This window comes from Maritalea sp. YIW29, assembly GCF_057219265.1.
Genome location: NZ_JBXVVF010000002.1, coordinates 29,945 through 43,894, shown reverse-complemented (window position 1 = coordinate 43,894; position 13,950 = coordinate 29,945). Strand labels below are relative to the sequence as shown.

15 protein-coding genes and 1 other RNA gene are annotated in these 13,950 nt (G+C 49.7%); 10 read left to right on the top strand and 6 right to left on the bottom strand.

Going from position 1 to position 13,950, the window contains the following annotated elements:
• The first annotated feature begins 11 nt into the window (after positions 1-11).
• Positions 12-977 (top strand): type II secretion system F family protein, encoded by a 966-nt coding sequence (locus AC2D8L_RS09310; RefSeq protein ID WP_484685207.1) that lies wholly within the window; start codon positions 12-14, stop codon positions 975-977.
• A 122-nt stretch (positions 978-1,099) separates the two neighbouring features.
• Here the strand turns inward: AC2D8L_RS09310 and AC2D8L_RS09305 are convergent, their stop codons facing one another.
• Positions 1,100-1,876 carry a tetratricopeptide repeat protein gene (locus AC2D8L_RS09305; RefSeq protein ID WP_484685206.1) on the bottom strand — a complete coding sequence of 259 codons (777 nt, stop codon included), beginning with the start codon at positions 1,874-1,876 and terminating at the stop codon, positions 1,100-1,102.
• A gap of 168 nt (positions 1,877-2,044) precedes the next feature.
• On the opposite strand from AC2D8L_RS09305, the gene AC2D8L_RS09300 reads away from it, so the two are divergent.
• Entirely contained in the window at positions 2,045-3,388 is a 1,344-nt protein-coding gene (locus AC2D8L_RS09300) for a leucyl aminopeptidase family protein (protein WP_484685205.1), read from the top strand.
• 24 nt (positions 3,389-3,412) lie between these two features.
• On the opposite strand, the gene AC2D8L_RS09295 is transcribed toward AC2D8L_RS09300, so the two are convergent.
• Positions 3,413-4,357: a 2-hydroxyacid dehydrogenase gene (locus AC2D8L_RS09295; RefSeq protein ID WP_484685204.1), complete on the bottom strand. Its 945-nt coding sequence runs from the start codon at positions 4,355-4,357 to the stop codon at positions 3,413-3,415.
• An 87-nt stretch (positions 4,358-4,444) separates the two neighbouring features.
• Positions 4,445-4,999 (bottom strand): c-type cytochrome, encoded by a 555-nt coding sequence (locus AC2D8L_RS09290; protein ID WP_484685203.1) that lies wholly within the window; start codon positions 4,997-4,999, stop codon positions 4,445-4,447.
• 313 nt (positions 5,000-5,312) lie between these two features.
• Here AC2D8L_RS09290 and AC2D8L_RS09285 point away from each other — a divergent pair, with 313 nt between their 5' ends.
• From AC2D8L_RS09285 to recR, 5 genes are all read left to right on the top strand, one after another.
• Positions 5,313-6,137 (top strand): prephenate dehydratase, encoded by an 825-nt coding sequence (locus AC2D8L_RS09285; RefSeq protein ID WP_484685202.1) that lies wholly within the window; start codon positions 5,313-5,315, stop codon positions 6,135-6,137.
• A 95-nt stretch (positions 6,138-6,232) separates the two neighbouring features.
• Positions 6,233-6,328: signal recognition particle sRNA small type (gene ffs / locus AC2D8L_RS09280), an RNA gene on the top strand.
• 86 nt (positions 6,329-6,414) lie between these two features.
• Positions 6,415-8,160: a DNA polymerase III subunit gamma/tau gene (locus AC2D8L_RS09275; RefSeq protein WP_484685201.1), complete on the top strand. Its 1,746-nt coding sequence runs from the start codon at positions 6,415-6,417 to the stop codon at positions 8,158-8,160.
• The gene (locus tag AC2D8L_RS09270; protein WP_484685200.1) at positions 8,157-8,480 is read left to right on the top strand and encodes a YbaB/EbfC family nucleoid-associated protein; all 324 of its coding nucleotides are present in this window, start codon (positions 8,157-8,159) and stop codon (positions 8,478-8,480) included. The genes AC2D8L_RS09275 and AC2D8L_RS09270 overlap by 4 nt, the downstream gene beginning before the upstream one ends.
• Before the next feature lie 19 nt (positions 8,481-8,499).
• Positions 8,500-9,108 (top strand): recombination mediator RecR, encoded by a 609-nt coding sequence (gene recR / locus AC2D8L_RS09265; protein ID WP_484685199.1) that lies wholly within the window; start codon positions 8,500-8,502, stop codon positions 9,106-9,108.
• Here recR and AC2D8L_RS09260 read toward each other — a convergent pair.
• Both AC2D8L_RS09260 and AC2D8L_RS09255 read right to left on the bottom strand, forming a co-directional pair.
• Positions 9,105-9,713: a LysE family translocator gene (locus tag AC2D8L_RS09260; protein ID WP_484685198.1), complete on the bottom strand. Its 609-nt coding sequence runs from the start codon at positions 9,711-9,713 to the stop codon at positions 9,105-9,107. The two genes, recR and AC2D8L_RS09260, sit on opposite strands and share 4 nt — an antisense overlap.
• 73 nt (positions 9,714-9,786) lie before the next feature.
• Positions 9,787-10,986 carry a DNA recombination protein RmuC gene (locus tag AC2D8L_RS09255; protein ID WP_484685197.1) on the bottom strand — a complete coding sequence of 400 codons (1,200 nt, stop codon included), beginning with the start codon at positions 10,984-10,986 and terminating at the stop codon, positions 9,787-9,789.
• Positions 10,987-11,163: 177 nt separating this feature from the next.
• Between AC2D8L_RS09255 and def the strand changes: the two genes are divergently transcribed.
• Genes def through truA form a run of 3 tightly spaced genes read left to right on the top strand, consistent with a single transcriptional unit; the run spans position 11,164 to position 13,349 of the window.
• Positions 11,164-11,679, top strand: coding sequence for a peptide deformylase (def, locus tag AC2D8L_RS09250; protein ID WP_484685196.1), 516 nt, complete (start codon positions 11,164-11,166; stop codon positions 11,677-11,679).
• Positions 11,680-11,682: 3 nt separating this feature from the next.
• On the top strand, positions 11,683-12,609 hold the full coding sequence (gene fmt / locus AC2D8L_RS09245) for a methionyl-tRNA formyltransferase (RefSeq protein ID WP_484685195.1): 927 nt from the start codon (positions 11,683-11,685) through the stop codon (positions 12,607-12,609).
• The gene (gene truA, locus AC2D8L_RS09240) at positions 12,609-13,349 is read left to right on the top strand and encodes a tRNA pseudouridine(38-40) synthase TruA (protein ID WP_484685194.1); all 741 of its coding nucleotides are present in this window, start codon (positions 12,609-12,611) and stop codon (positions 13,347-13,349) included. The genes fmt and truA overlap by 1 nt, the downstream gene beginning before the upstream one ends.
• A 25-nt stretch (positions 13,350-13,374) precedes the next feature.
• Here the strand turns inward: truA and AC2D8L_RS09235 are convergent, their stop codons facing one another.
• A complete protein-coding gene (locus AC2D8L_RS09235; RefSeq protein ID WP_484685193.1) occupies positions 13,375-13,947 on the bottom strand; it encodes a hypothetical protein in 573 nt (190 codons plus the stop codon).
• Positions 13,948-13,950 lie beyond the last annotated feature (3 nt).

Here is a 13,950-nt window from a genome sequence, read left to right as displayed (position 1 = left end):
CGAACAGCTCTATGAGTATTGTAAGCACTGTCACAAATCCGGATTTCATTGTTGCAACCCTAGCTGCAATTTCTGCCGCAGCAATTGTGTTTACGTTTGGCATGCAATTCAGCGACAAAAAAGATGTAAAGTCGCGTATCAAAAAGGTTGCAATTGAGCGGGAACGGCTGCGGGTCGATGAAATTTCGAGATTGCGGGGCGAAGACAAGAACGCGCGTCGAAAAAAAGAGTCTTCTGAAACTGTTACTAAAATCGTTGAGCGGTTCGACTTAAAGAAGGCGTTTGCTGATGAGCAAACCGCGAAAAAACTTGCAAGAGCAGGGTATCGGGGGCCAACGGCCGTGACGACATTTGTGTTTTTGAGGTTTGTTGTCCCACTCGGCATGACAGTTTTAGCTGCGTTTTACTTCATTTTCATCTTCAACAAAGATGGGCCGTTATATCTATCTCTAACCTATGCTGTTGGCGTAGGTATTGTCTCTTCTTACCTACCAGTCATCTTGTTGAAAAACCAAACCACCAAGCGCCAACAGTCCATTAAGTCTGCATGGTCGGACTGTTTGGATCTCTTATTGTTGTGCGTGGAAAGTGGCATGTCGATTGAGCATGCATTTAATCGCGTGGCCAACGAGATTGCGATTCAAAGCCCAGAACTTGGCGAGGAACTCACACTTACAACGGCGGAGTTATCATTCTTGGATCGTCGAGCGCGTGCGTTTGAAAATCTATCTGACCGAACTGGGTTGGACATTGTGAAAAATGTGATGACCGCACTAATTCAGTCCGACAAATATGGTACGTCTGTGGGTAGCTCACTGCGTGTAATGGCCGAGGAAGGCCGTGAGATGCGCATGATGGCGGCCGAACAAAAGGCTGCAGCATTGCCGCCTAAGCTAACAGTGCCGCTCATTTTGTTCTTCTTGCCAGTTTTGTTCATTATGATTATGACACCCGCCTTGCTCACAGCCTTCAGTTGAATGAAAAGACGGTATCTAGAAACGGTCAGGGTGAATAGGATTTGAGTTTTGTACTTTGCCAAGACGCAATGATTTTCTGAAATCAAAACAGAAAATGTGGCGCACCGATTTAGATCGACGAGCTACTTCTTACCTTTGATAAGGTCCCATTTATTCTGTTGGGTCAACAGCGCGCGAATGTAAGCCATGTTGCTTTCAACCGCAGCTGGTTCAAGCTCTTGCGCATAGATGCCACGAGCCTCGTCAAACCGACCTTGTAAGCCAATCACTAGGGCAAGGTTCTGTCGTATTTTGCCTGTTGCGCCAGGCAGGGTCGTTGCACGTTTAAGACTGTTTTCCGCTTTGGCTAGGTCGCCTGTCATCGCATAGGACAGACCCATATTAGCATATATTGAAGCCTCATTTGGCGCTGATACGAGCGCTTGGGCATAAAGGGCACGTGCTTGCGTGTTTTGCCCCATCTGATCAAGGATGGCGCCTTTGACGCTCAGTACATTCCAATGCGGGGACTCAATGCGAATTGTCGCATCGATGATGTTCAACGCTTGCTGGAACCGTCCGCTAGAAGCCAATGCTTTTGCATAGGCCAGAGCAATATCTCGGTCTTTAGGATTGTTGAGCCGTGCTTTTTCGAGCACCGATACCGCTTGTCCAGCTTGTCCTGCAGAACGAAGAGCCGCTGCATAATATACAGTGATCCTTACATCGCGAGGGTTCTGTTGATATTTTTGGCCCAAGTCTTGGACAGCACCAAGCTTTTGCGCTTGCGTCATGCCAGAAAAATCCGGCGTCCGAATGGCACTTCCGCCCCTGCTGGCAGCACATGCGTTTAAGGCAATTGCTGCAACACCGGCGAGGGCCAGTACGCGCAGATTTTTCAGGTGAGATGAGCGAAACATTTGGTTCAAATTCTCTCCAACTAGACGCAAGCCAATCCAAAAAGGCTTACAAATTCAATAAATCATTAACCCTAACAGGGCGTTAAAGTTGCTTTGGTTGAACCATTTGCAAATCGCTGAAATCAGCGATAACTCTGTTACCAAACAACAAAGACAAAACGGGATATTATGACCAAATCCATCACATGCGTCTGGCAAGGCGATCAGAGCCAATTGGCGACACTTACACAAACGCAACGGGCGTGGCTAAAGGCCAACGAATTTGAAGGAAAGGCCGGTAGCTTGCTCGCTGTGCCTTCTAATAATGGTAGTATCGATCAGTATGTTTTTGGCATGGGGGAAAAGGGCAAATCGCACCCCATGGTCACCGGGCTTGCAGCGAGCAAATTGACAGACGGTGAATTTGATCTTGTTGGCGAATTCGACAACCCAGAAATTGCAGCGCTAGGATTTCGTCTGGGCGCCTACCAATTCAATAATTTTAAGAAAAGCAACGCCTCTGTTTCGCTTGGAAAACTTTCTGGTGCGGATAGTGCACAAGTCTCGATCATGGCAGAATCAGCTGAAATCGCCCGGGATCTCATCAATCGGCCTGCCAATGACTTGGGACCGGACAATTACGAGACATACATTCGCGAGTTCGCTAAAAAGCACGGCGCCGATGTGAAATCAGTTGTTGGAGACGACTTGCTGAAGCAGAATTACCCAATGATCCATGCTGTTGGTCGCGCTTCGGCCCAGGCGCCGCGCCTGCTGGACTTTACATGGGGAAATGAAGATGCGCCAAAGGTCACATTGGTCGGCAAAGGCGTGATCTTTGATAGCGGTGGATTGGATATCAAGCCAGCCGCAGGCATGCTTTTGATGAAGAAGGATATGGGCGGTTCGGCCAATATTTTGGGTCTTGCCCATTCCATCATGAGCGCAAAACTGCCTGTTCGGCTTCGGGTGCTTATTCCAGTTGTTGAAAATGCTATCTCTGGCTCAGCTTTCCGACCCGGTGACATTCTGCCCTCGCGCAACGGTATGAGTGTGGAAATTGGTAACACGGATGCTGAAGGTCGCCTAGTGCTGGCTGATGCGCTCAGTCTGGCGGATGAGGAAAGTCCAGAAATCATTATTGATATGGCGACGCTGACCGGCGCGGCCCGTGTAGCGGTCGGTACGGAACTTGCCGCATTGTTCTCAACTGACGACAGCTTTGCTAGTGAACTTATGACCGAAGGCGTGCCTTCGTCCGATCCATTGTGGCAACTGCCATTGTGGAACAATTATGATGATATGCTCTCTTCTTCCATTGCCGACGTAAATCACATTTCTGCCGGAGGCTTCGCCGGTTCGATCACAGCGGCGTTATTCCTAAGAAGGTTTGTCAAGAACGCCAAAATCTGGAGCCATATCGATATGATGGCCTGGGCAGATAAACTACGCCCCGGTCGTCCTTTGGGCGGCACTGAGCAAGGACAGCGTGCAGCTTATTTGGCGCTCAAAAAGCGGTTCCCCAAAAGCTAAAGCTATGACAATCAGTCGCGTGGTTTAATAGCCGCGCGACACATCTACAATATGTAACAATTCGCCAGATTTTTCATATCTTGCGATCTGCGCCGTAACCAGTTTGACGCCAGCATCAGTGCCTGAGATCGCGGCGATATGGGGCGTGATGTAGCAATTGTCGAGCGCCCACAATGCACTGTCTTGGGGCAGGGGCTCCGTCTTAAAGACATCTAAGCTGGCAGCCCCAAGTGTGCCGTCTTGCAGCGCGACGGCAATATCATCTTCATTCTGATGTCCGCCGCGCGCCGCATTGACAATAGCAGGACCGCCCGGCAAATGTCCGCGCCGCAGTTTTTTGAAATTGTCCATGCACAAAATATCTTGAGTTTGTGGTGTGAAGGGCAACAGGCAAACCAAGATATCGGTCCGGTTCAAAAAAGCATCAAACCGGTCTGCACCTGAAAATTCCTCTATGCCAGCGATGTTTTTCGGACTGCGTGACCAACCGGCTACATTGTACCCCAAATGGCTGAGCTTTTCGGCCGCGTCCTTGCCCAACTGACCAAGCCCCATAATGCCCACATTAATGGTAGAGGCGCGTTCGGGATAATATTGATCCCAAGCCCTAGCTTTTTGTTCACGCAAGTAACGGGTAGTTTGTCGGTGATGCATGCCGACATTCGTTACGACATAATCGGTCATACACTGGGTAAGCTCGTCATCGACAAAACGCACGATTGGAACGCCGGCTGGCAGCCGTGGATGCTTGACGATGCCGTCGACACCTGCGCCCAATGAAAATATCACTTCAAGATTTTCAAGCCCATCAAACGCATCATCTTCGGGTTTCCAGATGTAAATGTACTTGATGTCTTCTGGATCATAATCGTCCGCTCGGGTCACAACCTTGTGGTTAGGCAATGCCGCGCGAAAAGCGTTCGCCCATTCTTGTTCGCTGACATCAGCCAGGTGCATCAACAGGGTCATGAAAATCTCCAAGAAAAAGAAAAGGCCGCGCCATTTATGGAACGACCTTTTTTATTCGTCTAACCGCTTAAAGCGGAATTGGTTCGCTTACTCTGTTGGGAATGCAACAGGGGTATCTGACAATGTCTGCAGATAGGCCAAGAGATTTGCCCGGTCGGCATCTTTTTTCAAACCGGCAAAGCTCATCTTAGTACCCGGTGCATAATCTTTTGGCTTAACCAAAAAGTCATTCAGATCGGCATATGTCCAAATTTTGCCTACACCCTTATAGTCAACCAAAACGTCCGAATAGCCAAAACCTTCAACTGCGGCCATTGCTCGGTCAACGATACCGTAAAGTGCTGGACCGACTTTGTTTGCCCCACCTGCTTCAGCTGTGTGACATGCTGAACACTTTTTAAATACTTTTTCGCCTTTGGCTGCATCTGCGCCCACCAAAAGCGCGGCAATTGAAACAACTTCTTCTGCCGTTTCGCCACCAGCGTCGCCGCCATGCCCATCGGCTTCAGCTTCAAGTGTGTAACCACCGCCGGCGCCGGGTTCAGTGTGATACGCAGCCTCTGCCAAAAAGCCTACGCCCATGATGAACAAAAACGTGCCTAGAACCGCGCCAAAAATTTTCTGCAGGTCAATCGAATTCATTTTATGTCTTCTCCACGCCATCGCCCCAATTCCGATGGCAAATTTGCATTGCTTGAATACCACTATCCAAACCAAACTGATTCCCGCAAGTGATTTACGAAACCAGCTATTCGCGCGCGGACCTTATATATTAGGCTCGCATGGCGCAACTCCCTACATGCAATCTGCGACATTTGAGCCTGCAGATTACCAAATTTTGTCGTTGTGACGCGTTTTGCCGTCCCAATTTAGCCGTCAGTTTAGCGCATTGACTCTTAACCAACGCTTGTTGATATTGCGCTGCACAATTCAAAGATAGATCAAGGTTTACATCATGTTAAAAGTGGCATTTCAGGGCGAAAAAGGTGCATTCGGACACGCGGCGGTCAATGCTGTATTTCCCGATGATGAGGCTTTGCCATGCGTAACTTTTGAAAACACAATTGCCGCTGTGCAAAATGGTGATGCAGACTATGCGATGGTGCCTGTGGAAAATTCACTTTACGGCCGAATTACAGATATCCACCACATTTTGCCCGAAAGCGGGCTAAAAATCATCGGTGAGCATTATCACCGCGTGAATATGTGTCTGCTTGGCATCAAAGGTACGAAACTGGGCGAAGTTGAGGAAGTGCAAAGCCTCTCAGTAGCGCTGGGCCAATGCCGCAAGTTCATTCGCGACCACGATTTGCTTGCCATCAACGCAGTGGATACCGCAGGGTCAGCTCGCGAAGTTGCAGAACATAATGACAAGCGCCGCGCCGCGATCGCTTCGAAATTGGCGGGTGAAATCTACGGTCTTGATCTCTTGGCTGAAGATATCGAAGACGAAGACCACAACACAACACGTTTTTTGATCATGTCGCGCGAAATGCTTAAAGTTGAGGCGAGCACGCCGGACATTAAAACTACCTTTGTTTTCCGCGTGCGCAACGTTCCCGCTGCCTTATATAAAGCAATGGGTGGTTTTGCGACGAACGGGATCAATATGACAAAGCTAGAAAGCTATATGGTGGACGGCAATTTCACTGCGACGCAGTTTTATGCGGATATTGAAGGCCATCCAGACGATCGCGGGGTGCGCTTTGCGATGGAAGAGCTAGAGTTCTTCACAGACTACATCAATGTTTTGGGTGTCTATCCGTCAAAGAAAAGCTAGATCGCGACGGGTGATGGGCACTGGGTGGCGTTGGTCATGTTCAAAATCCAATCAAGCTCTTGCAATCTAGCTAAAGATAACCGATATATCGCGTTGGAAGGTTGGTGCGGACGAACCGCTCGCCAACTGGGTCAGGTCCGGAAGGAAGCAGCCCTAACGAGTTTGGAACGGGTCGTTGCCAGCCTTCTGCCTTTGCTTAGCGCAAAAAATTAGGACATCAGATTAGAATCGGTGTCAAATAGCGCTCGTATTTCTCATTCAAATGGCGGAGCAAAAATTGGCGGACAAACAAGAATCTTATTTGGTACTTGCCCGCAAATACCGCCCTGAAAGTTTTTCCACATTCATCGGCCAAGAAGCCATGGTGCAGACGCTGCAAAATGCGTTTACGTCGAACCGCATCGCCCATGCCTTTATGCTGACCGGCGTGCGCGGCGTTGGTAAAACAACTACCGCGCGAATTTTGGCACGCGCATTGAATTTTGAAGATGATAGTGGCGCGCATCCTTCGCTGGATTTGGATGTTGAAGGCAAACATTGTCGCGCGATCATTGAAAGCCGTCATGTCGATATTATCGAGATGGATGCCGCTTCGCACACGGGTATCGATGATATTCGCGAGATTATCGACAGTGTGCGCTACGGACCCGTTTCTGCCCCCTATAAAGTCTTTATCATCGATGAAGTGCATATGCTTTCAAAAGCGGCCTTTAATGGGCTGCTGAAAACGCTTGAAGAACCACCCCCATATGTGAAGTTTATATTTGCGACCACCGAAATTCGCAAAGTGCCGATCACCATTCTTTCCCGTTGTCAGCGTTTCGATCTGCGCCGTGTTGGGCCGGAAACCTTGGCAGACTATTTGGGCGGCATTCTGGAAAAAGAAGGCATCACTTTTGAGCCTGATGCACTCCAACTTGTCATCCGCGCAGGCGAAGGGTCAGTGCGGGACAACCTGTCTTTGCTTGACCAAGCAATTGCCCATTCGGGTGGCGACATAAAAGCCGAAACTGTACGTCAGATGTTGGGGCTCGCAGATCGGGCATTGACCCTTGACCTATTCGAGACCTTGATGAAGGGCGATGCGGCTGGCGCGCTAGAACAATTGCGCCATCAATATGATGCTGGCGCAGATGCGGCGACCATCGTTACTGACCTTGCAGCCACAACACATCTTGTGACACGCCTAAAAGTTGTGCCTGGCGCCGATAAAGACCCGGTTTTGACGCCTGACGAAAAGACCCGTGGCAAGGAAATGGCAGGTAAACTCAACATTCGGGTTCTATCGCGCACTTGGCAGATTTTGAATAAGGGCATTCAAGAAATCAATAATGCCCATGATGCTATTCAGGCCGCAGAAATGGTGCTGATCCGGCTTGCCTATGCTGCCGATTTGCCCTCGCCTGACGAGTTGATCAAGAAGCTAGAGAATATGCCAGCCGGTGCAACGAGTGCACCATCCGGCAACAGTGCACCACCATCCCGTCCATCTGGTGGCGGAGGCGGCGGTGCCGTACAACAGGCGGCAAATGGCGGACAATTGCAGGCGGTGAGCGTCAATCATGCGCCAAAGGCCTCTGCCTCGCCTGTGCCGACAATGAAGTTGGATGGCTTTGAAGCGATTGTGGCTTTGAGCGGCGAGCGGCGTGAGCTTATTCTCAAACATGCTTTGGAAGCCCATGTAAGCCCTGTTTCAATTGCTGATGGGCGCATTGAAATTGCATTGACGCCAGACGCGGACCCAAGTGTTGCCCAGCAATTGTCGCAAAAATTGAAAGAGTGGACCAACCAGCCTTGGATGGTCACAATTTCAAAGCAAAAAGCCACCAACACGATCCGCCAGCAAAAAGACCGCGAAGCTGAAGAACAGCGCGAAAAAGCGATGCAGGACCCATCGGTTAAAGCAATTTTGGAAGCTTTTCCGGGTGCGCGTTTGGTCAACGAGAAATCACTTACAGACAATGAGCCGCCAGTCGAACAATGGCTGGAAAATGGTCAAGATGATGAAGGAACAGATCAATGAAAGACATGATGGGCATGATGAAGAAAGCTCAGGAAATGCAAGCCAAAATGGGCGAAATGCAGGCTGAGCTGGAGGCGACTGAAGTCGAAGGCGCTGCTGGTGCTGGCATGGTTACGGTCACCTTGACAGGCAAGGGCGATATGCGTGGTGTCAAAATTGATCCTTCTCTCCTAAAGGAAGAAGAAGCCGAGATTTTGGAAGATTTGCTTATCGCCGCCCATGCTGATGCGCGCAAGAAGGCTGAAGAAATCAGCCAGACCAAAATGCAGGAAATGACAGCCGGTCTGCCCATTCCTCCGGGCATGAAATTGCCGTTTTAAGGCAAGATATGGTCTATAGATGAACAATCAAAACGGTGGCCCCGAAATTGAGCAACTCATTCAGCTCTTGGCAAGATTGCCGGGGCTGGGGCCACGTTCTGCGCGCCGCGCGGTACTGCACTTAATCAAGAAAAAAGACACGCTCATGGTGCCGCTTGCCTCGGCACTTGATCGTGCTGTCGACACGGTTGTGACCTGTGTACAATGCGGCAATGTGGACACAAAGTCTCCTTGTAATATCTGCACCGACCCCCGTCGCTTGGCCGCCGGGCTTCTGATCGTTGTTGAGGATGTCGCTGATCTTTGGGCATTGGAACGCGCTGGTGCAAACAAGTCGCTTTACCATGTGCTTGGCGGCACACTTTCGCCGCTTGATGGGGTTGGACCTGAAGATTTGAACATCGCGCCGCTCGTCGATCGCGTGAGTAAAGGCGATGTGCGCGAAGTCGTTCTTGCAGTTAACGCAACGGTTGATGGACAAACCACAGCCCATTATGTGACGGACAGGCTTGAAGGCCTAAACGTCAAAATTACCCGTTTGGCCCATGGCGTGCCGGTTGGTGGGGAACTCGACTATCTGGATGAAGGTACGTTGACCCAAGCCCTTAGCGCCAGAACAGACTTCTAAGTCCAGTTCGTAACGAACAGCCAAACCGCAACAATTCCAAGCATGCCGCCAAACAACCAGTTCATCCGTTGAAAGTTCTCCGGAGATCTGAAGCCTTTTGCCAACCTGTCGCTGATCAAGATCCAGACGATAAAAGCAAACAGATTGTGGATGGTGAAGAAGCTCGAAATCATCAGGTTCGCTAACATTGGATTCTCAGGTAGTAATCTTGCTGTTGGGAATTGTGTGAACAGCAGGGCAATGATCACATAGGCTTTTGGGTTGAATGCTAAAAGCAAAAATCCGTCCATAAAGCTCGGCACATTCTTCACATCTGGCGTATTTGAGATTTTTGATGTGGCGAGTTTGAAGGCCAAATATAGGACATAGATTGCCCCAACTGATGCGAGTAGCTTCGTGAAGCCTTCATTGTTGGAAGTGCCGATCTCAAATCCCAACCCAACCAAAAATGTGATACCCATCGTGCCGACATGATAGCCTGCAAGCGCAGGAATGCTGGCTGCTGCGCCAAATCGAGCGGCTAGCGCCGCAAAGAACAGGTTTCCGGGTCCCGGTGAAAATGCCAACGGAATTAGAAACAGAATTAGCGGTAAAACGTACGACATCTAGATAGCCTCACTAGCTTGTAGATATAGTAAGGTCTGTTCACGGGGAAAGCGACCCGATTATGACCGATATCTAGCGAGAAATGGGCAACAATGGTTCCGCACTTTGTGGTTCAGATAATACGGATTCGGTGGCGTCAGTTTCGGATTTATTTTCAAACTCCATTTGCTCAATGCGCTCACCGCGCTTCGTCACCTTGCCCGTTGAGATGAGAATTTGCTCGACGTCTTTATTGGCTTGGCTGAAATGAGTTTGCAGTTTTGTAACGCGATCTGAAAGTCGACCAACGTCTGACAACAAATTTGCGACTTCCTGCTGGATAATATGTGCTTGCTCACGCATTTTAACGTCCCGAAGCAGTGCTTGTACCACTTGGATGGACAACATCAGCAATGACGGTGAAACGATGACCACACGCTGGCGAAGAGCCTTTTGCACGATGTCTTCAAATTTCTCGTGAATATCCGCAAATATGCTCTCAGATGGCACGAACAAAAATGCGGTGTCGTGGGTCTCGCCAGGGATTAGATATTTTTCCGAAATCGCTTTTATGTGCACATTCATATCATTTCGAAACGAAGCCAGCGCCTGCTTTGTCTGATCCGTATTTTCTGCCTCATGCAGCCGCTGCCACGCCTCGAGCGGAAACTTGGCGTCGATCACTAAGTTTGGCGCATCGTTGGGCAACGTCACTAGGCAGTCGGGTCGATTGTTGTTGGAAAGAGTGGCTTGGAAGTCAAAGCTAGCGTTAGGCAGGCCGTCCGCAACAATAGCCTCCATTCGACCCTGACCAAACGCACCACGACTTTGTTTGTTCGCCAAAATATCGCGCAAGGAAACAACTTCGGTCGAAAGGTCAGCAATGGTTGTTTGTGCCCGGTCGATCACCGCTAAGCGTTCATTGAGTTTGGAAAGGCTCTCTTCGGTCTTAACTCGGGTCTCATTGACCGACTGGTTGGTGCGGTGGCTCGCCCCCTCAATCCGCTCGGTCAATAGCCGCGCAAGGTCAGATGTGCGCGAGCCGAATATTTCTGACATGGTGTGCATGCGCCCAGTCATTTCAGACTGAACACGCATAAGGTCCGCCATATGGCGTTCCATTTCTGCATTGCGTTCGACCAGAGCAATCGCATCGTCGCGCCGCTTCCTGTTCGCGGCCATTGAGGTAAAAATTGCCGCTATCGAGACGAGCAGCAATAGGCCCAAAATAATAAGAACCGTTTCAAAACCACTGAAGTCGCGGCCAAATGCAGAGAATAAGATGCTTTCCATATTGCTATTTTATCGTGATTCGGTGTGCGGCGTTGGCAAATTTGAACTGGAAATTGAGAGCAAAAATCACCATATATTATGAGAGAACGATAGGCGTGTTTGAAAGCTTTCCTTGACCAGTAAAGCCCTTTCATCCTATCGACACGACTGAATTGGAATTAAAGGTGAAACGACCCCATGGCTATCCGGCGCATTCTACATATCCCGTCCCCTTGCTTGCGTGAAGTGGCTACACCCGTCGCGACCATTGATGACGAGATTAAAACCTTGGTCAAGGACATGTTCGACACCATGTATGATGCACCCGGCGTTGGCCTTGCTGCGCCCCAAATTGGCGTGATGCATCGGGTTATCGTGATGGACCCTGCGGGCGAAGAAGAAGAACCAAGACCGTTGGCCATGATCAACCCAGAAATCACCTGGTTTTCTGACGAATTGCGCGTTCATCAAGAGGGGTGCCTTTCAATTCCCGAGTATTACGAAGATGTTGAGCGTCCTGATCGGTGTAAAGTGACGTTCTTGGATGAGAACGGCCAGCGTCAAGAACAAGAGTGCGAAGAGTTGCTCTCAACGATTGTGCAACATGAAGTTGATCATTTGGACGGCAAATTGTTCATCGACTATATCTCCCGGCTCAAACGAGATCGGGTAAAAAAGAAATTTCAGAAACTGGCCAGACGGGCGGTGGAATAGTTCATGCGGATAATTTTCATGGGCACCCCAGAAATTGCGGTGCCAACATTGAGCGAAATTATCGGGCGTGGCCACGACGTTGTTGCCGTGTATAGCCAACCGCCGCGTCCTGCAGGCCGCGGCAAGAAAGAACGCAAATCACCTGTCCATGAATTGGCTGGAGGATTTGGCCTTGAAGTGCGCACGCCTTTAAACTTCAAAGACGAAACTGACATTGAAGCGTTTGAAGCGCTGGAAGCAGATGTTGCTGTTGTTGTGGCATATGGATTGTTGTTGCCAAAACGCATATTGGATGCGCCTGAAAAAGGTTGCCTGAATTTGCACGGCTCATTACTGCCGCGCTGGCGTGGTGCAGCCCCGATCCAACGCGCCATTATGGCGGGTGATAAGCAAAGCGGCCTAATGGTCATGCAGATGGACGAAGGGTTGGACACTGGCGACGTTGGCCTTGTCGACGAAATTCCTATTTCTGAGAACATGACTGCGGGTGAATTGCACGATGAAATGATGATCCGTGGTGCGGATCTGATAGGGCGGGCCCTGCCAGCCCTTGAGCGGGATAGTCTTCATTTTGTGCCCCAAGCCGAAGAAGGCGTTACCTACGCCAAAAAAATCGACAAAGCGGAAGCGCGGATCGATTGGTCGGCCAGCGCGATTGAAATCCACAACAAGGTGCGTGGTCTATCGCCGTTTCCCGGCGCGTGGTTTCAGATTGAGCTGAATGGCAAACCAACGCGGGTCAAAGTGATTAAATCCGCTCTTGTTGACGGCCAAGGCGCCGCCGGCACGATCATTGATGACCAATTGACCGTCGCAACAGGACAGGGCGCCATTGCGATAACCCATGTTCAACGCGAGGGTAAAAGCAAGATGGACGCGGAAACGTTCATCCGCGGAACAGGCTCGCTTAGATCCAAAGTGCTGGCCTAATGCCACGATATAAAGCGCTCGTTGAATATGATGGTACAATTTATGCAGGTTGGCAGGTGCAGCCAAACGGCAAAGCTGTCCAAAACAAAATCGAACGTGCCATTGAAAAATTCTGCGGTGTTAAAACACGCACACAGGCCGCAGGCCGTACGGATGCCGGTGTCCATGCCTTAGGGCAAGTTATTCATTTCGACATGGATGAAGACCACGACACGTTTCGCGTCATGCAGGCCATTAACTTTCATCTAAAGCCCAACACCATTGTCATTATTGATGTTGAAAAGGTAGATGAGAGCTTTGAAGCGCGGTTTTCCGCCACTGCTCGGCATTATGAATATCAAATATTTTGCCGCCGTTCGCGGCCGGTGTTGGATGCAAATCGTGTCTGGCACGTTCCTATCGAACTTGATCATAAAAAAATGGCGGAGGCGGCCAAATACTTTTTAGGTGAGCATGACTTCTCGACATTTAGATCCAAGTTTTGCCAAGCAAAATCGCCGATCCGGTCTATTGATCGGTTTGAGGTGACTCGGGATCGTGAAACGATTTTCATCAATGTTTCATCGCGAGCATTTTTGCACAATCAAGTGCGCTCGATGGTTGGATCTCTCAAAGCCGTAGGTGAAGGCCGTTGGCAACCAGACGATGTCAAAACCGCGCTGGAAGCTAAAGACAGAAAAGCATGTGGGCCCGTCGCACCGGCCCATGGGTTATATCTAACCCATGTGGATTACCCTTAGGTCCTAAACGCCAATTCGAATTGGTTTAGGCAGGGATGTAAAATCCCAAGCCTGGAATAAGGCTACCGATAATCATCAGCAAAATGATACAGGCCAGCATGGCCAATATTTGAGCGCCGATCATCAAGATCAGATCAGCTCCACGGATGTTTAATAGATGGAGTGCGGCGCGGACATAAAAAACCGCTGTAGCAATGGTAATCGCTAAGCTACCCAACAAACCTGGCAAGACGAACACCAAAACAAGTGTGGATGCGAGGAAGAATAAGTTCGACCAATTGTGCGCGGCGATATATCGCTGCATGTCGATTGTTCGCCCCTTAGCACGCAAAAATAGATAAACGCCATAAAATCCAGCAACATTTACGGCCACTAAATGAAGTAAAACCAACACAGGCATTGGCGCAACTACGTCTTGCGGCAAAGGCAATTCTAGCATTGCTTGCACGCCGATTGCCAACAATGCAGCAATAACTGAGCTGATAACGCCAGACCAACTGCCATCCAAATATTTGATTTCTTGCTCGCGGCCCAACAAAATGCCGAAGCACCCACGGGCCGCCGCCACCAATTCGTCGATCAGATTTGGCGGGTTCATAAA